This is a genomic window from Empedobacter brevis NBRC 14943 = ATCC 43319, from assembly GCF_000382425.1.
GTDB lineage: Bacteria > Bacteroidota > Bacteroidia > Flavobacteriales > Weeksellaceae > Empedobacter > Empedobacter brevis.
Genome location: NZ_KB908291.1, coordinates 297,793 through 319,408, shown reverse-complemented (window position 1 = coordinate 319,408; position 21,616 = coordinate 297,793). Strand labels below are relative to the sequence as shown.

The 21,616-nt window shown below is 31.4% G+C and carries 18 protein-coding genes; 13 read left to right on the top strand and 5 right to left on the bottom strand.

What is annotated here, in order from left to right; translation table 11 throughout:
• The first annotated feature begins 1 nt into the window (after nucleotide 1).
• Both H277_RS0101565 and H277_RS0101560 read left to right on the top strand, forming a co-directional pair.
• Nucleotides 2-1,324 (top strand): sensor histidine kinase, encoded by a 1,323-nt coding sequence (locus H277_RS0101565; RefSeq protein ID WP_026357341.1) that lies wholly within the window; start codon nucleotides 2-4, stop codon nucleotides 1,322-1,324.
• A 103-nt stretch (nucleotides 1,325-1,427) separates the two neighbouring features.
• The gene (locus tag H277_RS0101560; protein ID WP_019973809.1) at nucleotides 1,428-3,830 is read left to right on the top strand and encodes a heavy metal translocating P-type ATPase; all 2,403 of its coding nucleotides are present in this window, start codon (nucleotides 1,428-1,430) and stop codon (nucleotides 3,828-3,830) included.
• 52 nt (nucleotides 3,831-3,882) lie between these two features.
• Here the strand turns inward: H277_RS0101560 and H277_RS0101555 are convergent, their stop codons facing one another.
• The 3 genes from H277_RS0101555 to fumC all read right to left on the bottom strand — a co-directional run bounded on the left by H277_RS0101555 (nucleotide 3,883) and on the right by fumC (nucleotide 6,310).
• Nucleotides 3,883-4,335: an RES family NAD+ phosphorylase gene (locus H277_RS0101555; RefSeq protein WP_019973808.1), complete on the bottom strand. Its 453-nt coding sequence runs from the start codon at nucleotides 4,333-4,335 to the stop codon at nucleotides 3,883-3,885.
• A gap of 2 nt (nucleotides 4,336-4,337) precedes the next feature.
• Nucleotides 4,338-4,772 (bottom strand): antitoxin Xre/MbcA/ParS toxin-binding domain-containing protein, encoded by a 435-nt coding sequence (locus H277_RS0101550; RefSeq protein WP_019973807.1) that lies wholly within the window; start codon nucleotides 4,770-4,772, stop codon nucleotides 4,338-4,340.
• Nucleotides 4,773-4,912: 140 nt separating this feature from the next.
• Entirely contained in the window at nucleotides 4,913-6,310 is a 1,398-nt protein-coding gene (gene fumC, locus H277_RS0101545; protein ID WP_019973806.1) for a class II fumarate hydratase, read from the bottom strand.
• Nucleotides 6,311-6,442: 132 nt separating this feature from the next.
• Here fumC and H277_RS0101540 point away from each other — a divergent pair, with 132 nt between their 5' ends.
• A complete protein-coding gene (locus H277_RS0101540) occupies nucleotides 6,443-6,649 on the top strand; it encodes a hypothetical protein (RefSeq protein ID WP_019973805.1) in 207 nt (68 codons plus the stop codon).
• Nucleotides 6,650-6,700: 51 nt separating this feature from the next.
• On the opposite strand, the gene H277_RS0101535 is transcribed toward H277_RS0101540, so the two are convergent.
• Nucleotides 6,701-7,153, bottom strand: a complete 453-nt coding sequence (locus tag H277_RS0101535) for an SRPBCC family protein (RefSeq protein ID WP_019973804.1) — start codon at nucleotides 7,151-7,153, stop codon at nucleotides 6,701-6,703.
• Between the two features lie 104 nt (nucleotides 7,154-7,257).
• On the opposite strand from H277_RS0101535, the gene pafA reads away from it, so the two are divergent.
• From pafA to H277_RS0101505, 6 genes are all read left to right on the top strand, one after another.
• A complete protein-coding gene (gene pafA / locus H277_RS0101530) occupies nucleotides 7,258-8,904 on the top strand; it encodes an alkaline phosphatase PafA (RefSeq protein WP_019973803.1) in 1,647 nt (548 codons plus the stop codon).
• Between the two features lie 259 nt (nucleotides 8,905-9,163).
• Nucleotides 9,164-10,225 carry a linear amide C-N hydrolase gene (locus H277_RS0101525; protein ID WP_019973802.1) on the top strand — a complete coding sequence of 354 codons (1,062 nt, stop codon included), beginning with the start codon at nucleotides 9,164-9,166 and terminating at the stop codon, nucleotides 10,223-10,225.
• A 79-nt stretch (nucleotides 10,226-10,304) separates the two neighbouring features.
• Nucleotides 10,305-11,477: a porin gene (locus tag H277_RS0101520; RefSeq protein ID WP_033422527.1), complete on the top strand. Its 1,173-nt coding sequence runs from the start codon at nucleotides 10,305-10,307 to the stop codon at nucleotides 11,475-11,477.
• Between the two features lie 124 nt (nucleotides 11,478-11,601).
• On the top strand, nucleotides 11,602-12,336 hold the full coding sequence (locus tag H277_RS0101515; protein ID WP_146810303.1) for a hypothetical protein: 735 nt from the start codon (nucleotides 11,602-11,604) through the stop codon (nucleotides 12,334-12,336).
• A gap of 89 nt (nucleotides 12,337-12,425) precedes the next feature.
• Nucleotides 12,426-13,265: a sulfurtransferase gene (locus H277_RS0101510; protein WP_026357340.1), complete on the top strand. Its 840-nt coding sequence runs from the start codon at nucleotides 12,426-12,428 to the stop codon at nucleotides 13,263-13,265.
• Nucleotides 13,266-13,916: 651 nt separating this feature from the next.
• Nucleotides 13,917-16,343 carry an outer membrane beta-barrel family protein gene (locus tag H277_RS0101505; protein WP_146810301.1) on the top strand — a complete coding sequence of 809 codons (2,427 nt, stop codon included), beginning with the start codon at nucleotides 13,917-13,919 and terminating at the stop codon, nucleotides 16,341-16,343.
• A 74-nt stretch (nucleotides 16,344-16,417) separates the two neighbouring features.
• On the opposite strand, the gene H277_RS0101500 is transcribed toward H277_RS0101505, so the two are convergent.
• Nucleotides 16,418-17,518, bottom strand: coding sequence for a putative type IX sorting system protein PorV2 (locus H277_RS0101500; RefSeq protein WP_033422525.1), 1,101 nt, complete (start codon nucleotides 17,516-17,518; stop codon nucleotides 16,418-16,420).
• A gap of 105 nt (nucleotides 17,519-17,623) precedes the next feature.
• Between H277_RS0101500 and H277_RS0101495 the strand changes: the two genes are divergently transcribed.
• From H277_RS0101495 to H277_RS19570, 4 genes are all read left to right on the top strand, one after another.
• The gene (locus H277_RS0101495; RefSeq protein WP_026357339.1) at nucleotides 17,624-18,364 is read left to right on the top strand and encodes a CDP-alcohol phosphatidyltransferase family protein; all 741 of its coding nucleotides are present in this window, start codon (nucleotides 17,624-17,626) and stop codon (nucleotides 18,362-18,364) included.
• Nucleotides 18,361-19,119, top strand: coding sequence for a 3'-5' exonuclease (locus H277_RS0101490; protein ID WP_019973794.1), 759 nt, complete (start codon nucleotides 18,361-18,363; stop codon nucleotides 19,117-19,119). Before H277_RS0101495 ends, H277_RS0101490 begins: the two co-directional genes overlap by 4 nt.
• A 3-nt stretch (nucleotides 19,120-19,122) precedes the next feature.
• Nucleotides 19,123-19,731 (top strand): fumarylacetoacetate hydrolase family protein, encoded by a 609-nt coding sequence (locus tag H277_RS0101485; RefSeq protein ID WP_019973793.1) that lies wholly within the window; start codon nucleotides 19,123-19,125, stop codon nucleotides 19,729-19,731.
• Between the two features lie 110 nt (nucleotides 19,732-19,841).
• A complete protein-coding gene (locus H277_RS19570) occupies nucleotides 19,842-21,611 on the top strand; it encodes a MutS-related protein (RefSeq protein ID WP_019973792.1) in 1,770 nt (589 codons plus the stop codon).
• The last annotated feature ends 5 nt before the right edge of the window (nucleotides 21,612-21,616 follow it).

The window sequence follows — 21,616 nt, the reverse complement described above, 5'->3', positions numbered from 1 at the left end:
TATGAAGCAAAACAGTTTCTATTTTTCATTGGTATACAGGATTGTTTTTTTAGCATTCTCCTTATTTTTACTCGCTTTATTTACCATCAAACAATATTGGTTTTCTGTAACTTTTATATGTATTGTATGCATGGGTTCTCTTTTTGAGATTATTCAATTTATTAAAAATTATCTCACTAAAAATCACAAAATTATAAATGCTTTATTACACAATGACTTTAGCTTAAATATTTCAAAAAATCAATTTAAAAAAGACAATTCGACGCTTAAATTATATTACAAAATAAAAGAGGAACACACATTAAATTCATCAAAAGAAATTTTATATCATCACCTGTTAAATGCTGTTTCATCCGGTTTTCTAATTTTAAAAAGAGAAGCAGATGATCGAAAAATTTTATTTATGAACGCCTATTTTCAAGAAATCTTTGGTGTTCCAAAATCAAGCTCCTGGAATTATTTAAAAAAATTTATTCCGCAATTTTGTGAAACGTTAGAAGAGAAAGAATTTGAGGATATAAAAACAACAATTGATATTCAAATTGACGGAGAAGAACGACAAACCTATTTAATTCAGAATACAAAAGCTCAAATCACAAATGATGAGTATGATATTATCTTTTTAGATTCTATACAACGTGTGATAGATTCTACTGAAAAAGAAGCTTGGATGAATGTGATGAAGGTTATCGCACACGAAATTATTAATTCGTTAACGCCTATTCATTCGCTTGCAAATACAACAAAAATGTATTTCGAAAATGAGAATTTGGATAAAAGCGATTATGATGATATCCGATTGAGTTTAGAGACAATTATGAATCGAAGTCAGCACTTGCAAACATTTGTAGAACAATACCGACAATTGACCATGTTACCAACTCCGATTAAATCTACTTATTATCTAAATGAAATTATTCAAAGTATTGAACAATCTTTTTCTCCTGAATTTCATCAAAAACAAGTTCTATTTGAAAATCATATTTCAACAAATGTCAAGGTAAATGTCGATCGAATTCAATTTGAACAAGTGATGATTAACCTGATAAAAAATGCCATTTATTCGGTAGAAAATGTAGAAACAAAATTAATAGAAATCTTCTGCAAACAAACAGAAAATCGCTTGCAGATAATCATTCAGGATTCCGGTCATTTAATTGATGAAGCTATTTTGCCGAAAATATTTTTACCCTTTTATACAACTCGAAAAGATGGTGCAGGGATCGGCCTGACACTTTCTAAAAATATTATCGAAGCACATAAAGGTTATCTATATTATCAACAAGATAAAGACGTAAAAAGATTTAATATTATTCTAACGTAATCATTGGTAAAAATGAGTCAAGTAAAAGGTGTAACTTTAACCTCAAATTATATAATACTTTCTTGCCCTAATCTTCTGAAATTTGTCTTATAAAATTACTGTTATGAATGCACAAACACTTTATATTCCTGTCCTTAATTTAGAGACTGAACAACAAGTCGCTAAATTAAATCAATTGATTTCTGAAATTGAAAATATTGATGATTTCTTCGTGGATTTAAAAAATAAAACAGTTTCAGTTACGGCAAAAAAAATGCCTAAAGCGATTGGCAAGGTCTATGAAATTTTAAAGCAAAATAATTTCAAAATTGATTCTATTGAAAAATCATATCCGGTTCTTAATATGACATGCGCTTCATGTGCAAGTAGTTCACAGGCCAATTTGAAACGTCAGCCCGGCGTCGTAAATGCGGAAGTAAATTATGGGAATGGAATGGGAAAAATTGAATATATCCCTACTCTGACTACCCCAGAGAATTTGAAAAATGCATTAATAGAAGTGGGCTATGATTTGGTTATTGATGAGTCTAAAAACCAAGACAAAGAAATTGAGCAACTTCATGAAGAAAAATATAAATCTCTAAAGAATAAAGTAATTTGGTCTTTAATTTTTGGTGTTCCCCTTTTTATCATCGGAATGTTTTTTATGAATATGCCGTATGGTAATTATATTATGTGGGCACTTTCTACCCCTATTCTATTCATTTTTGGTCAACAGTTTTTCGTTGGTGCTTGGAAACAATTGAAAAACAAATCGGCTAATATGGATACTTTGGTAGCACTAAGTACTGGTGTGGCGTATATTTTTAGTGTGTTTAATACTCTGTTTCCTCAATATTGGCACAGTAAAGGATTACATGCTCATCCTTATTTTGAGGCTGCCGGATTAATCATTGTTTTCATTTTAATTGGAAAATTGATGGAAGAGCGCGCTAAAGGCAATACTTCCGAAGCCATCAAAAAACTAATTGGTTTACAACCTAACACTGTTCTGATTTTAAAAGATGGAAATCAAATTGAAACTAAGATTGAAGATGTTCAGATTGGAGATTTGATCTTGGCAAAACCCGGAGATAAAATTGCTGTTGATGGAATTATCGTTTCTGGAGAATCTTTTATCGATGAAAGTTCATTAACAGGTGAACCCATTCCAGTCGAAAAAAGCATCAATGAAAATGTTTTTTCCGGTACATTAAATCAAAACTCTCCTCTTCAATACAAAGCTTTAAAAGTTGGAAATGACACTCTGTTAGCGCAAATTATTCAATCGGTAAAAAATGCACAAGGTAGTAAAGCTCCTGTCCAACAACTGGTTGATAAAATAGCTGGAATTTTTGTTCCTATTGTCATTATTATTGCAATTCTAACATTTGTTACATGGTTAATTTTAGGACAAGAAAATGCATTTACAATGGCACTTTTATCAATGATTACAGTTTTAGTGATTGCATGTCCTTGTGCGCTTGGGTTAGCTACACCAACTGCAATTATGGTTGGAATGGGAAAAGGTGCTGAACAAGGGATTTTAATAAAAAATGCTGAGAGTCTGGAATTAGCAAAGAAAATTGATACAATTATTCTGGATAAAACAGGGACGATTACTGAGGGAAAACCTAAAGTTCAGGAACTAATTTGGTTTGATGATTCAGTAAAAAACATCCTTTATACCATCGAAAGTAATTCACAACACCCATTGGCAAAAGCAATTACAGAACATATTGGAAAACAAGACATTTTACCTGAATTAAAAGTTGAAGATGTTTCTGGAAAAGGTCTGAAATCTAATCTATTAAATAAATCTTATTATGTTGGAAAAACAACTTGGATCAATGAATTGAACCTTCAAATTGATGAAGATGTCAATCGAGCTATTCAAGATTTTTCAAACAAAAATTATACAACGTCTTTCTTTGGTAATGATGAAAAAGTCTTAGGGTTAATTGGTATTTCTGACGAAATAAAAGCGACTTCTGTTGAAGCGATTAAAGCGTTTCATGAAAAAGGAATTGAGGTTTGGATGGTTACAGGCGACAATGAATTCTCTGCCAATGCCATAGCTAAACAAGTAGGAATTGATCAAGTCGTTGCCAATGCTTTGCCGAATGACAAAATGAATATCATCAAAGATTTGCAACAAAAAGGTAAAATTGTTGCGATGGTTGGTGATGGTATTAATGACAGTGCAGCTCTGGCGCAAGCTGATGTTTCAATTGCAATGGGAAATGGTTCTGATATTGCAATTGATGTGGCAGAAGTAACTTTGATCGGAGGAGATTTAACAAAAATTGATCATGCGATTAATCTTTCCATTCAAACTGTGAAAACAATTCATCAAAATTTATTTTGGGCATTTATCTACAATATAATTGGAATTCCGATTGCCGCAGGTGCCCTTTACCCTATCAACGGATTTTTATTAGATCCTATGGTTGCAGGAGCAGCAATGGCTTTGAGCAGCGTGAGTGTTGTAACCAATAGTTTATTATTGAAGTATAAAAAGATTTAATTTTTATAGATAAAGCCAAAAAATCGACTAATGTTTAGTCGATTTTTTGGCTTTATAATAATCTGTCATCCCACTGATAAACTTCAACTTCTTTAATTTTTACTTTTGTTGTAAAGTCCGGGTGTTTGGTATTAATTAAATAATTAAACTCTTTTGGAATAATTGATGAGGGTACTTTCATCACCAAATACTTCAACTCTTGGTACCAGTCAGAGCCTATTTCCTGTAATCTTGGATAAGCTTCTACCGACTGCCAGTTTTTAGGTAATTTGTTTTTTTTAACTTCAAAAACCTCATCTTCTTTACAGTCTATTTCAATAACTAATAATTTATATGAATTATCGATACGAATTGCGCTTCTATGCACCACTAATTCTAATGTTGATAACGCTCTCGAACTACCTGTATATATAACAAATTCATCATTTTTATTCCATCTGTTGGCAACTCCAGAAGCTTGTAATGATTTTGCATATTTAGCTTTACGAATATTGTAGACAAACATTCTTAGACGTTTTCTCCGTATTCCATAGCCGTTAAACGATTGTCAATGAATTTTAGACCGGAAACAGTATCTAAAAAATCCATTGGTGCTTTTTTATCCAATAAAATATTTGGAGCAGTTAGCCACTTTTCGAATTCTTCTTTCGTCTCAAAAACCTCTATTCCATGCTTATACAATGAAAGTAATAAAACGATATGTTCTTTTGTATTGTCTTTTAACGAAACATCTTTTGTTTTATAATTTCGGTATGTACGCGTGGTGATATTTAGCCAATTTGAAATAATTTCATCTTTCAAACCAGATAAATCATCCAAATACTTGATGTATTTTTGGTCAATATTATAGCGATTGACATAGAAATAAACGTTTGTAAAATCGTTTACTTCAGGAATTTCATCAATTATTTGCTTGTAATTTTTTAGTTTTATTGTTGCCATAATTTTAAACTTTTACTAAAGTTACATTTTTTCCACCTAATAAAGGAATTTTTTCTTAATTATTTTAAATGTAATCTATAAAAAAACAAAAAAAGAGATTGCTAAAGCAACCTCTTTTAATTCATTATATAAAAGAATTCTTATTTTAAAGAACCTACCATTTCTTCCGGTTTTACCCATTCATCAAATTCTTCAGCAGTTACATATCCTAATGAAATTGCAGTTTCCTTTAACGTCGAGTTATTTTTGTGTGCTGTTTGAGCAATCTCAGCAGCTTTATAATAACCAATCTTTGTATTAAGAGCTGTTACCAACATCAATGAGTTGTCAACCAATTCTTTGATACGCGTATAGTTTGGCTCGATACCTTGTGCACAATGCTCGTCGAAAGAAACACAAGCATCTCCTATTAATCTTGCAGATTGTAAGAAGTTAGCAGCCATAACCGGTTTGAAAACATTCAATTCATAATGTCCTTGAGTACCACCAATTGTAATTGCAACATCGTTCCCCATAACTTGAGCAGCAACCATTGTTAAAGCCTCACATTGTGTAGGATTTACTTTTCCTGGCATGATAGAAGAACCTGGTTCATTCTCTGGTATGTGGATTTCTCCAATACCTGAACGAGGACCAGAAGCTAACATACGAATATCATTTGCAATTTTGTTTAAAGAAACAGCCAATTGTTTTAATGCACCGTGAGTTTCTACAATAGCATCGTGAGCAGCTAAAGCTTCAAACTTATTCTCAGCTGTTACAAATGGGTGACCTGTAAATTCAGCAATATATTTCGCAACAACGACATCATAGCCATCAGGAGTATTTAAACCTGTTCCTACAGCAGTTCCCCCTAAAGCGACTTCTGATAAATGAGCTAATGTATTTCTTAAGGCTTTTAAACCATAATTTAATTGAGCAACATATCCGGAAATTTCTTGTCCTAAAGTTAATGGAGTTGCATCCATTAAATGAGTACGGCCGATTTTTACTACATTTTTAAACTCTTCTGCCTTTTTAGCTAAAGTATCACGCAATTGTTCAACACCCGGAATTGTAACCTCAACAACAGCTTTGTATGCTGCAATGTGCATACCTGTTGGAAAAGTATCATTAGAAGATTGAGATTTATTTACGTCATCGTTTGCTTTAAGTACCGGTTCACCTTCTCCAATTTTAAATCCGGCTAACACTTGAGCACGGTTAGCAACAACTTCATTCACATTCATATTAGATTGTGTTCCTGAACCAGTTTGCCAAATCACTAATGGAAATTGATCATCTAATTTTCCAGCTAAGATTTCATCACATACAGCAGCAATAGCATCTCTTTTCTCAACCGGTAAAACACCTAATTCTGCATTTGCGTATGCTGCAGCTTTTTTAAGATAAGCAAACCCTTCTATAATCTCATGAGGCATAGAAGCAGCAGGGCCAATTTTAAAGTTGTTACGAGAACGTTCTGTTTGAGCACCCCAATACTTGTCAGCAGGAACTTTTACTTCCCCCATGGTGTCTTTCTCAATTCTGTATTCCATTTTGTATTTTGTTATTTATAATTGTTAACTTATCTCACAAATTTAAGAAATCGTTTCATGAAAGAAAAGTGATTAATGTTAGTATTTCTATAATTTTTATTTAGTAAGTTTGTATCACATAAAAATAAAATCATGATTCAATTTTTAGGTTTCTTATTATTCTTAACAATCGCTTTATGCGGATTCTGGGGTATCATCTTCTTTGCAACGATGGCTATCTCTTGGATTCCATTTTGGGTTGCGAATTTAAGAAAAGAAAAAGCAGGAATAATAACAGCAGAAGATCCTCGTCCGATTTTACCAAATCAGGAAGGAATCACAGTATTATTCAAAAAATAATATGTTATTATAGAAAAAATAAAAGGAACTTGACGAAGTTCCTTTTTTTATTTACTCTACTTTCGAATCTTCTTCTGAATTTCCTTCCAAATAATTTTTCAAACTAATCCGAATAATTTCTGTCCAACCGGCTTCAAAACTCTCACGAGAGAAATTCTTATCATCCGGTGGAAAGGTTTCAATTCCTTCATGAATTAACGTCAATTTTGTTTGCGGACCAATTTCATCTGTCAATTCCTCTAATCTAAACGTCACAATAGAATTTCCTTCATAAACAGGATATTTCCATGTGTAAACTAGCTTTTTAGTTGGCTCTATTTCTACAATTTTACAATGATGTAAATATGATCCTCCATAAAATTCGAAATCAAAACCAACTTCAGGGACAAATGTTTCAATATCGAAATACCATTTATCAAAAGCAGATTTTGTCGTTAAGGCAGTCCAAACTTTATCTATTGAAGTATCAAAAATCTCAATTATTTCTACAGGTTTTGCACTCATACTTTTATTTTTTATGATTTTGTTTAATTTACTAATTTTTTTAATTATTATTTAAAATTGTGCCAAAAATTTATCATTACATTTGTTGTTGTAAAATTTTAAACATGAGATTTAATAAGACTTTTTTAAGTGTCTTAGGACTTTTTGCAGGCTTGTCGCTTTATGCACAACAAGAAGTTAATCGTCCTAAATTAGTAGTTGGTGTTGTTGTCGATCAAATGCGTTGGGATTATTTGTACCGTTATCAAGAGCGGTATTCTCAGGGAGGTTTTAACCGTATGTTAAACGAAGGTTTTAGTAACGAAAATACATATATTCCATATATTCCTACTTATACAGCAATAGGCCACAGTACTATATATACAGGTTCTGTTCCTGCTGTTCATGGAATCGCGGGAAATGATTTTATCATTCAAGCAACTGGCCAAGAAATGTATTGTACACAAGACGACGCTGTAAATGGTGTAGGAACAACTTCTAAAGCCGGAAAAATGTCACCAAAAAATTTATTGACATCTACCGTAACAGACCAATTAAAATTAGCAACTAATTTCCGCTCAAAGGTTTTTGGTGTTTCTTTAAAAGATCGTGGAGGAATCTTACCTGCTGGTCATTTTGCTGATGCTGCTTTTTGGTTTGACGGAGAATCCGGAAATTGGATTTCAAGTACTTTTTATATGAATGAATTGCCAAAATGGTTACAAAAATTCAATGATAAAAAAGTTGCTGAAAAATATTTAGATAAATGGAATACACTTTATCCAATTGATACCTATGTACAAAGTGAAAAAGACGGAAATTCCTACCGCGAAAATTATAAAGGATTGGATAAAATGCAATTTCCTTATGATTTGAAAGCATTAAAGAAAACGAATGGTTTAGGTTTAATTCGCTCTACTCCTTTCGGAAATTCTTTGACAAAAGATATCGCAATAGAAATTATTGATCAGGAAAAATTAGGTCAAAATGAGAAAGGAATTACAGATTTTCTAGCTGTCAGTTTTTCTTCTACAGATTATGTCGGGCACCAATTTTCACCAAACACTATCGAGACAGAGGATACTTATTTACGTTTAGATAAAGATTTAGAAGAATTATTTAATCATCTGGATCAAAAAGTTGGAAAAGGGCAATATTTAGTTTTTTTAACTGCGGATCATGGAGGCGCTCACAATCCTAAATATTTTCAAGATAAAAAAGGAAATGCCGGGTATTTTCCTACAGGAGAAGTAAAAAAAGCATTGAATTCTAAACTGCAGGAAAAATTTAAATCAGCCGATATTGTCCGTTCATTATCAAACTATCAAGTTCATTTGAATTATCAAATTATCGAACAAAATAAATTAGATGAAGAGAATATCAAAGAAGAAGTTGTTAAGTTTATGCAAAAAACAGATGGTGTTTCTTTTGTCGCTGATATGGACAAAATAGGAGAAGCTTCTATTCCTGCAACTATCAAAGAACGCATGATTAATGGTTTTAATCGCAAACGCAGTGGTGCAATAACATATATTTTGGAACCTCAGTGGTATGGAGGAAAACAAAATTCTGGCGGAACAACACACGGAACATGGGGATCTTATGATGCGCATATTCCATTTGTTTTAATGGGATGGGGAATTAAACATGGAAAAAACAATAACCGTGTTTTCATGACAGACATCGCTCCTACTTTAGCTGCTTTGTTGCATATTGAAGAACCAAACGGAAACATAGGAGAACCTATTTCTGAAGTAGTCAATCAAAAGTAATCTTCTCACAAATATATTTCTAAAACGCTCCCAAATTGGGAGCGTTTTTTTATTTTATGAAAATCAAGCAAAATCCATTTTTATCATCTTTTCATTGAGTTGAATTAACCATAAGCAAACGATTTTAAAATAGAGCGGTTAATGAGCAATAGTCTTTTTATTATTTTTATTGGATTACAAAAAAATGAATATTGCTAAAATAGTATGTTACAAAACAATTATAATACTTAAATTTATGCAAACAAATAATCCCGTAATAATGAAAAAGATTTTTTTAAGTAAATTGACTTTAACATTATTCTCTACCAACCTACTTTTTTTATTGTCTCCGAAACTTGATGCTTGTACAAGAGTTGTCTACAAAGGTCCGGACAATACAGTCATAACCGCTCGTTCTATGGATTGGAAAGACGAAATAGATGCGAATATTTGGGTATTTCCAAGAGGTTTGGATCGTACAGGAAATGTGGGAGATAATTCCGTTAAATGGACTTCAAAGTACGGAAGTGTCATTACAAGCGCATGGGATATTGCGACAACAGATGGAATAAACGAAAAAGGATTAGTCGCAAATGTTTTGTGGTTAGTAGAAAGTCAATACCCAAAATTTGATCCTAAAGGAGCAAAACCTGGTGTAACAATTGCAGCTTGGGCACAATATGTTTTAGATAATTATGCAACTGTAAAAGAAGCTGTTGATGATTTGAGAAAAGAGAAATTTGTAATTGTTTCCGATTATATTCCGGGAACTCAAAAATTTACAACTTTGCATCTTTCAATTTCTGATTCTAAAGGTGATAACGCTATCTTCGAATACGTCAATGGTAAATTAAACATTCATCACGACCCTTCATATACCGTAATGACAAATTCTCCCCTATTTGAGGAGCAATTAGCTATAAATCAATATTGGAAAGGAATTCCGGGAACAATTATGCTGCCAGGAACAAATAGAGCCGCAGACCGCTATGTAAGAGCTTCATATTATATTAATGCTATTCCGCAAACGACAGATACACGAATTTCTATTGCAAGTACATTTAGTGTCATTCGAAATGTATCTGTTCCATTAGGTATCTCGTCAGAAACAGAACCTAATATTTCGTCTACAAGATGGAGATCTGTTTCAGATCATAAAAACTTGGTTTACTATTTTGAAACGACTAAAACACCAAATACATTTTGGGTTGATCTTAAAAAAATAGATTTTAGTAAAGGTGCAAATACAAAAAGATTAAGTGTAAGTAAAAATGAAACTTATGCAGGCGAAACATCTCAGCTTTTCACAGCAACCAAACCATTTACTTTTGTAGGAATATAGTTAAATTTTATTTTATAGATAACTTTTATCAGATGAATTGATTCATCGTTCAGCTGATTCTAAACATTCCAAATACACCATGATAGCTAGGAAAAATCAGTTATTAATTGCCTTATTTCTTTTCAACTCAGTAATGATTCAAGCACAAGATTCAAATGATTCCATCAACATTTCATTCAAACCTTACACAAGTTTAAGAGGTCATCTTGCTGTTCATGATAACGTGATGGAATTACAAGAAAATGCTTCTCGAGCAGGACTTGAAGTTAATTTAAAAAAAGGAAAGATTGCTTTTATTGCCGGTTTGGAAATCCAGGTAAATATGTTCAAAGGAAATTCTGCTTTTAACGTTGATGGTAATTTAGGAAGTGATTTACTTACTATTGTATCAGAGCAAAAACAACAAGTTTTTGGAAGCCGTTTAGGTTATTTGGGATTAGATTTTAACAAATACGGTAAACTAACTATCGGAAAGCAATGGAGTGTTTATCGGGATGTAACAGCTTATACTGACCGTTTCAACGTTTTTGGAGCAAGAGCTTCTGCAACATTTACTGGCGGTACTGATGGTGGTGAAGTCGGAACCGGACGCGCAGATCAATCCATTATATACCGGAATAAGTTTAAAACATTCCATTTTGGCGCTCAAATTCAGACAAAAGGAGGAAGTAGTCAAAAAATTATAGATGGTTTTGGATTTTCGGCTCAATTGGAATTAAATGAAAATCTAATTCTAGGGGCTGCCTATAATAGGGCTTTTTTGAGTGATAATTTAATTAAAAGTGATAAAATTCTTGGTTTATCAGGGCATCCAACCTATTACACTTTGGGTTCAAAGTATACCGGTAAACAAGTTGATTTTAGTATAATTGGTGTTTTACAACAAAATGGAGATTTTACACCAATTTCTTTTCAATCAGAAAATCTATTGAACCCATCATATGTTTTTGACGCCAAAGGAATCGAAGCTTCTTTAAAATATAAACTAAACCAATTTTCTATTTTAACAGGTTATAATTTATACTTACCTGAAACGAAAAGACTACCTGAAAAAGTGATGATTGATAAGAACTTTAGAAGAAGTGACTGGATTACCGGACTAGAATATTATCCGATGAAATACGTTCAATTATACACAGAACAACGAATTTCTTTCGGAAGAAATTATTTAGGAAATAAAGAGCAAAGTGTCTTTACTCTTGGAATGAAAATAGATTTATCAAAACAATTCAATAAAAAACTTAGTCTATAAATCACCCAAACTAACCTCATCTTTTTTACTTTTTACTAACTCTGTACATTATAAAATAATATTTAATTCTAACACAAAACGGATGATGTTTAACTTTTTTCAAAAAAACATATGTTTAATTTTATTGGCATCAAGTATTCAAACTTTTGCTCAGGATTCAATCAAAACTGACCATTCCTGGAGTTACAAAGTAGAACCAAATCTGATGTTGCCTCATATGAAAGGAAAAGCAAGTGTTTCCTCTCTTCCTAACATACATGTAAGTCAATCTCCTTCCGATTTTTTCAATCATTTAAAATTCGCAGGAATGTTAACTTTTGAAGCTTCTAATAAAGATTGGGTGATTACATCCGATTTGATTTACGCTTCATTAGCTGCTCATGTAAAGAAAGATCCTCTGGTTTTAAACGGAAAATTAACCGCTAAACAATTTTCGTTTGAAGCTGGGTTATTACGAAAATTTACACCATGGTTAGAAGCCGGAATTAGTGTAAACCTTGTGAATCTTAAATCAGGGTTTGATGTAAATCTGATTAATCCTAAAACCGGACAGCCTCTCCACTTGGACCGTAGCGTTTCAAAAACGTGGGTTGACCCTATGTTGGTTGCAAGAACTAAAAACTTACCCGACAAAAAATTTCTATACACACTTACCGGAGAAATTGGTGGATTTGGAATTGGTTCTAAGTTAGCATGGCAATTAGAAGGTTTAGCCGGCTATCAATTTTCTGATCTTTTCTATGTCATGGGAGGTTATCAAATCATCAGTATGGATTATGAGAAAGGAAATAGCAATGCTAATTTTGTTTATGACATGGATATGTTTGGACCAATGGTAAAAGTTGGATTCAACTTATAATAAAATTTTTCGATGTAAAGAAAAAATAAATAAAAAGCGTGATCAAATTTGATGGCGTTTTTTTATTTTTATACATAACTTTTTTTGAAATGAAATTTAATCGTCCACTTATAACCGCGCAAGAATTACAACAACATATTCATCAACCTGATTTTATTCTTCTGGATTGTACCATTGATAAAGTTGGTCAATCTTTGAAAGAAGAAGAGCTACAATTAATTCCAACTTCTCTTTTTTTTGATTTGGAAGGCAAATTTTCTGATCATTCAAGCAATTTACCGCATACAATGATTGATGAAAATACATTTACACAGGAAGCGAAACAATTAGGAATTAATAAAAATTCTATATTGATTTGTTATGATCGTTGGGGAATTTATTCCAGCCCTCGCGTGTGGTGGATGTTCAAAACAATGGGCCATAATGAGGTTTATGTATTAGATGGAGGTTTACCGGAATGGAAAAAGAATCATTTTGAAATAGCTTCCGATTATTCTCAACCGTTAAAAAACGGAGACTTTATTGCTCATTTCCAAAAAGATTGGTTTGCTGATACACAAATTATGTTAAATGCCATACACGATCAGTCAAAAACAATTATAGATGCACGCTCAGAAGGCCGTTTCAATGGCTCTTCTCCAGAACCAAGGAAAGGTCTTAGAAGTGGTCATCTACCCAATTCTAAGCATCTATTTTTCGAAAATGTTTTGGATGATACAACATATAAATCAAAAGAAGATTTAAAATCAATTTTTGAAAAACTGACAAAAGAAAATCAAGAAAATATTTTTTCATGTGGATCAGGAATTACTGCTTCTATCCTGGCTCTTGCATCAACTGTTGCAGGATATAAAAATGTAAAAGTATATGACGGATCTTGGTCAGAATGGGGAGCAAATGAAAATTTACCTATAGAGAAAAATAGTTAGAAATTAAATCATTATTTTATAATGATAATCCTCAACATTTTTTTTGATTTCTGATTTTTTTTAATTCCAATTTAACTGTTCCGTTTTATGCGAAAATAAGCTCACCAATTCAAAATGAGGTGTAATAATTTTGTTCGGATTAAAACCATATTTTCAATTTGAATCAGTTGATTACTGGCTCTAAAGTTATTCAACGTTTTACTTTGAGGACATAAAAAATGAACTAAATCTAATTTTAATGCAATTTTTCGATTGATAATCTCTTCATTAAAACATCATAAGTCCTCCCTCCTAACATATCGGTTTCGTAAATAAGCGGTAAAAATTTTGGCTAATAATTAAATGTATAGATTCGATAGGAATTAGTTTTGCGGCTGCTTTTGCAATATTTTTATCTAATTCTTCACAATAACAAATTTAGGTTATATCGTTTTTAAAAGCTATAAACATCATTTTTGGTGAATATTTATTTTTTTGTTCAAAATGAAAAATAGGAATTATTATAAATTTAGTACTTTGTTTTGCATAGTAGTATTTTTTATATAGATTTGTATAAGTTATACTACTATAAAATAGTAACGTATTGATAAAAATATCACTTTAGTAGTGTAACTATTCACTGAAATTAACGTCTATAATAAAATTAACACTATGAAACACCTAATTTATATATCTGCATTATGTTTGAGTGGCATCGTTATGGCTCAGACAAAATTTTCGGGTAAAGTCTTAAATGGAAAAGATAGTAATCCAATTTCGTTAGCTGAAATTGTTTTATTGAATGATAAATCTGAAATATCAAATGTAACTGATGAACAAGGAAATTTTCTTTTCGAGAATGTAGAAACTGGAAATTATGATTTCGCTATTTTGGTAAATTTTGACACGATTTATAAAGAAAAAATTCAAATCAATGCAGATTTAACAAAATCATTCAAAGTCAATATGCCAAATATTGACTTGAAAGAAGTGGTGATTGCTAAAAAAGTTTTTCAAAAAAAAGCAGATCGTTTTGTTTTTGATGTTTCAAATTCCCCTGTTGCAAAAGGAAATGATGCATTTAATCTTCTTAAGCAAACACCTTTGGTTTCTTCTACTGATGGAAAAAATCTTAAGATTCTGAATAAATCAGACGTTATTATTTATATCAATGGTCGAAAATCTAACATGGATAACGAAGCCGTGATAGAGATGTTGAAAAATACACCTTCGGAAAATATCCAGAAAATAGAAGTTATTACCACTCCAGGAAGTGAATTTTCTGTTGAAGCAAATACAGGAGTCATTAATATTGTGATGAAAACAGCTACCACAAACGGTTTGAATGGAAATGTAAGATTTGTAGATCAACAAGCCTATTTTAATAGTCAAAGGTTAAATGCCGGATTGAATTATAGAAAAGATAAATTGGCAATTAATTCGGGAATTTATACAGGAAATAACAAATCGCGAGAAAAGAATATTTTATCGAATGGAAATGATCATTTTATCAACGAATCAAGAGGAATTGTAGATGACCCGAACACAAATATTGGTGGAAATATTGGGTTTGATTATGAATTAGCTAAAAACCAAAATATTGGTTTAACCTATAATTTCAGATACAATAAAAGTTTTGGTTCTAAATTTAAACTAGATAATTATTACAATCACGAATTTAAAAACCAAACCATTAACCTTGAAAATGCCCAAACAAGAAATCATTCATTTAACCTAAATCATGAAGTAAGAATAGATAGTTTGGGAAGTAAATTGGTGACAAACGCTTCTTTTCTTAATTATAAACGAGAAATGAGAAGTACAAATACGACAATTCCTGCAGACAATGAAAACATCGAAATTTTCAGACAAAATGTACCTCAAATTATCAATAATTTTAGTGCAAATGCAGATTATACTTTAAAAACAAAGAACGAAAACACATGGTTATTTGGAGGGAGTTATACGTTTACAAAAACAGATAATGATACCAAACAGGAAAATTTTGTAAACGAAAATTTTATCACAGATGAAACATTGAGTAATCATTTTTTATACAAAGAAAATATTGCCGGCTTGTATTTAACTTTTGAAAAACAAGTTTCGGAAAAATTTTCAGGAAAAATTGGAACACGATTCGAAATCACTAAAACAGATGGTGATATTCTTGACAAGAATAATTCATTCAAAAATAATTACAACAACATTTTACCTTATTTATCTTTGAATTATGCGGTTCATCAAAATCATAATTTAAGCTATTCTTTCTCAAGTCGTGTTCGTAGACCTGCTTTTTGGGAATTAAATCCATCGCGAGTCTATCTTACTCAAACAAATTATATTCAGAATAATCCGTTTATGATGAGTTCAAAATATTATAAACAAGAGTTCAATTATTTGTATAAAAACGCTTATTTCTTCAATGCAGAGTTCGAATATATTGATGATGCAACAAGTCAATTACCTTTACAAGGAACAGTCAAAAATCTTGAAACAGGAGAAACAACAGAGTTTTTACGCTACATAAGAATGAATTATGGAAACAAAAAGTCATTAAATCTTTCGGTTGGAATGAATAAAAGTTTTTATGACGGAATTTGGTCTACAAATTACATCTTAGTTTATATGTACCAAACGTATAGAGGAACAATCAATAGTGATCCGACATATATACCAAAACCAGGCTTTGAAGAAAATCTTTCGACTTATGTCGTGGACCGTCAATCCTCAAATATTTATTTCAAATTAGATAATACCTTACGACTTTCTTCGAAAAAAGATTGGTTTTTAGGAATTAATTATTGGTATTTATCACCTTTTGAAATTGAACTTGGAAAACTTGGAAAACAACATAGTTTTGATGTGAATATCAAGAAAATATGGAACAACTGGACTTTGATGTTTGAGGCGTATGATTTATTCAATACGAATATTACAACGATTAACGGAAAACAAGAAAATGGAAATTTTAACAATGTATGGCAACAAAGCTACAATAGAGAATTTTCTATTAGTTTATCTTACAAATTTGGAAACCAAAAACTGAAAAAATCAAGACAAATTGACGAAGCAAATAGTACAATAAAATCCAGATTGTAAACAAATGAATACAAAAAAAGACTGCATATCGCAGTCTTTTTTGTTTATCTAAAAATCAAATCCAAAGAGATTTACTACCTCCATTTATCCATTTCAAATCGTACAGAAAATATATTCGAATATAAACCCAAACCACTGTCTCCGAAATTTGTTAAAGCATAATCAATTGAAATTCCTTTGTATTTGAAACCAACTCCAACATTTGGTTGAATTTGCGTTTTTTGTTTTCCGTCAAATTGTTCTATTTTTTGCAGATTATTTAAGCCGCCACGAACAAAAACCATGTCTTCATAACCTAATTCCATGCCGACTTGGGGTGAAATGGAAAAACCTTTTCCGGAAATTGCTGCATTCGTTTGTTGAAATTCAATGTTCATATCAACTTCCCCTAACAAAGACCAACGATCATTGAAATCGAATCGTTTTCCTATACCGAATTGTAATTTAGGCATTGTCAATTCGATGTTCTCCCCCGGCAAATCATTCAAAATTGTAGGTCCTCCTTCATTACTAGGTTCATCTACAGAAATTTCTTTAACCTTTTCTTTGTTAATACTCCATGCATTAAATGTCGTGGTAATATCTCGAGCCATTAAACCAAAATACATTTTGTTGTCAGTGCGATATTGTAACCCTAAATCAATTCCAAAACCAAATCCTTGTGCAAATTTACCAATATGCCGATAGACCAATTTCGCATTTGCACCAAATTGAATATTCTTGTTATTGAAAACATTACCAGCATAAGACATTGTAAGTGCGTAATCGGCAGTAGAAAACTTAGATATTTTATCGTAATTAATGTTTCCTTGATTATCAATCAATTCCGTCGTATTCAAAATATCATCTACCCCAAAACGCATCAATGAAAATGCGATGGTCGAATTACTTTCTCTTAGCGGAATGGCCACTGCAGCGTAATCAAACTTGGCAATCGACTGAAAATATTCGGCATGCATTGCAGAAGCTTCCCAGTCGTATGTGATTTCTGTTAATCCTGCAGGATTCCAATATGCTGCATTCGCATTACCTATATTTGCTACAACCGCATTACCCATTGCAAATGAACGCGCATCTGCACCAATATTTAAAAACTCGTTCGAATATTTACGAGCAGTTTGAGAAAAAGCAACTTGACTTGCAAGAACAGATAATATGAGGAATGTTTTTTTCAAAATTGATGAATTACGAATATAAAAACTCAAAAATAGTGGTTTTATTGTGTGTAAAGAGGATTCAGATTAATTTTTGTTTGTACTTTTGTCTTGAAAAATTCATCTATGAAATTATTTACAATTCCAAACTTTCTTACACTTCTCAATCTTTCATGTGGTGTGCTATCAGCCATTTTTATGATTTCGAGTAATGCTCAAATTACAAGCAACACAGTTACAATTGTCATGGTTTTGATGTTAATTTCGTTGGTGGCAGACTTCTTGGATGGAATGGTTGCACGATTAATGAAAATAGGCAGTCCAATTGGTAAAGAGTTGGACTCTTTAGCCGATTGTATTTCTTTCGGAGTTGTTCCGGGATTGATGCTGTTTTCTATTTTTAATCATTTTTCAACTGATTTCATTTACGAAAATGAAAATCTTAAAATTTCTGCTCTATCATTATTTGCTTTTTTAGTTCCGGCTTTTTCAGCTTTACGTTTAGCTAAATTTAATTTAGATGAAGATCAAACAACATATTTCAAAGGGTTGGCAACTCCATCTAATACGTTATTTATTTTCTCATTATTTTCGATTTATTACAACAAAGGGCAAATCATTAATCCAGAAATTGATCCCTATGTATTAATCGCCGTCTCTATTGTATTTAGCATATTATTAATCATCGATTTACCATTATTTGCCTTAAAATTTAAAGGATTGGGTTGGGCAGAAAACTATTATAAATACATTTTCTTACTCCTTGCAATAGGATTAGTCATTTGGCTGCAAGTGGCTGCCATTCCATTAATTATTTTATTGTATATCATCATCTCAATCATTTTCAGAAAAGAAATTACAAAATGAAATTAACTAAAAATATCTGTTTCTTTGATTTAGAAACAACAGGAACAAATGTTTCAAAGGACCGAATCGTTGAAATCTCAATTGTTAAAGCCTTTACAGATGGTTCAAAAGAAGTGAAAACATGGAAAGTAAATCCTGGAATTCCTATTCCTCCGGAAACTACTTTAATTCATGGCATTTCTGACGAAGATGTAAAAGATGCACCTTCTTTCAAAGAATTAGCACCTTCAATTATGGAAATGATGAAAGATGCTGATTTAGCTGGATACAATTCAAATCGTTTTGATATTCCACTTTTGGCTGAAGAATTATTACGCAATGGGTTTGATTTTGATTTATCAAAACACCGCCCAATTGACGTACAGGTCATTTATCATAAAATGGAACCACGTAATTTAAGTGCCGCATACAAATATTATTGCGATAAAGAATTGGTTGATGCACATTCTGCAGAAGCTGATACAATAGCCACTTACGAAGTATTGATGGCACAAATTGAAAAATATGATGAGCTTGAGAATGATAATAAATTCTTAAGTGAATTTTCTTCTCAACGCAAAACTGCTGATTTGGCCGGATTTATCCAATACAATGATAAAGACCAGGAAATTATATCTTTTGGAAAATACAAAGGACAAATTGTTTCTGATGTTTTCGCAAAAGATCCCGGATATTATGCCTGGTTACAGAATGCAGATTTTCCATTGTATACCAAAAAAGTTTTTACACGAATCAAATTACAAAACGGTTTTTAAGCAATGAAAATAATTTGTGTCGGACGTAATTACATTGAACATGCGAAAGAATTGAACAACCCTATTCCGGATGTTCCAATGTTCTTTATGAAACCAGATTCTGCTATTCTTAGAAAAGGATTTCCTTTTGTGATTCCAAATTTTACAAAAGAAGTTCATTTTGAAACGGAAATCGTCATCAAAATTGACCGGGTTGGTAAAATGATTCAACCGCAATTTGCAGATCGTTATTTTTCCGAAATAGGATTAGGAATAGATTTTACAGCACGTGATGTTCAACAGGAACTAAAAGAAAAACGTTTTCCCTGGGAAATCGCCAAAGCATTTGATGGCTCTGCATTTGCTTCAGATTTTTATCCTAAAGAGAATTTTGATTTAGAAAATTTAACCTTCAAGCTTGATCGAAATGGGGAGAATGCACAAACAGGAAATTCAAAAGATATGATTTTTCATATCAATACATTGATTGCCGAATGTTCTAAATATTTTACGCTGAAAAAAGGTGATTTAATTTTTACCGGAACACCGGCAGGCGTTTCTAAAATCAATTCAAAAGATACGTTAGAAGGTTATTTGAATGAAGAAAAAGTTTTTGAAATAAAAGTTTTATAACCCCTATATTCTTCATGTATCAAATTAATGAAGAATAATAAGATAAAAGAGCGTATTTTTCGCTCTTTTATCAGTTTATAAACCAACTTTAAACCGAAATAAAATCAAGAATGGAAGAATACCTAAAAATTGAAGAAAAAGTAAATCATGATTTTATTGTTTTAAAATCCAAAAAGAACAAAATAAGTAATGTCAGACTTGTTTTTTTTATCATTTCTACTCTATTTTTCTTGCTTTATGTGACATCAAGTAATAATTATTATTTAATTATTTCTACCGTATTATTTCTGGTTTTTATCATTTTAGTAATCAAAACATCTAAAATTTCTGCCCAACTTACTTATTCTGCCCAAGCCTTAGAAATTATTTCACAAATAAAATCAGATGACACGCTCGATCAATTTCCTGAAGACAATCAATTGTTTACTAATATCTACAACAAGGATTTAGATATTCTAGAAGGAAACTCCATTTTTAATCGCATCAATAAAACACAAACTCGCATTGGTAGTTTACAATTAAAGCACTTTTTGTCTAATTTGATCGTAAATAGAGCTGAAATTATTGAAAGACAAAAAGCTTTTTCTGAATTAACACAAAAGAGGGATTGGATTGTAACGTTCTTAACTTTTACAAAACGATTAAAAATGAATCAATCTTCTATTTTCGTTTTTGAAAAAAGGGTATTCAACAGTACCTCGATAAAGATTATTCCAATTGCTGTTTCAATCATCAACATTGCTTGTTTTATCTATTTTTCAATAATTGGATTCCCTAAAGGTTTGGTCTTTTATTGGATTTTAGCTGCTGTATTTGTGTCGAGTACACTCACGTTTTTTTATAAACGACAACTAAAACGAGTTGCGGCATATACTACAATGAAAGCCGAAGAACTGGATAATTTATATGAAGTTTGTCTGCATATTGAGGATGAAAACTTTGAATCGAAACTCAATTCAGAAATACAAGCTACGTTTCAAATTCCATCGAAAGCCTCTACTTTAATCAAAACAATTTCTTCTACAAAAGAAACTTTAGATGCTGCAAATTTTCCGATTGTAGGATTTATACTAAATACATTTTTCTTGTGGCGATTGTATTATTCGATAAAATTTGAACATGAAGTTCAAAAAACTGTTCATCAAATTAAACCTTGGCTAGATCAACTTGCAGTTTTAGAAGCTTTTGTATCATTTGCTGTGTTTAATGATAAGTACACATCTTTTACTTTTCCTGAAATTGTAAACGAACCTTACGAATTGAAAATAATGAATGGATTTCATCCTTTATTAAATGAAGAAATTGTTGTAAAAAATAATTTCGAAACAAATCGCCCAAACAATATTGCCATAATTACGGGCGCAAATATGGCCGGAAAAAGTACTTTTCTTAGAACAATTGGAACCAATTTAGTTTTAGCAATGAATGGTGCAAAAGTAAGTGCAGAAAAAATGTCATTTTATCCTATGGATTTATTCACAAGTATTCGAACGGTAGATAACTTATCTTCCGGTGATTCGTATTTTAAAAATGAAATCAATAAATTGAAAATATTGGTCGAACGTTTAGAAAATAATCAACCTCAAATTATCATTTTAGATGAAATTTTAAAAGGCACAAATTCCGAAGACAAATTGATTGGTTCGCAAAAATTTTTAGAGAAATTAATCCTTTCTCCTACAAAATTGGTCGGATTTATTGCGACTCATGATTTAGAATTAACCAAAATGGAAAGCGAAAATCCGAATCATATTATCAATTATTGTTTTGAATTAAAAAATATCGATAATAACTATTATTCTGATTATAAACTAAGAAAAGGTACAACTAAAATAATGAATGCCATTTTCTTGATGAAACACTATAAAATTATCGATTAATTCAA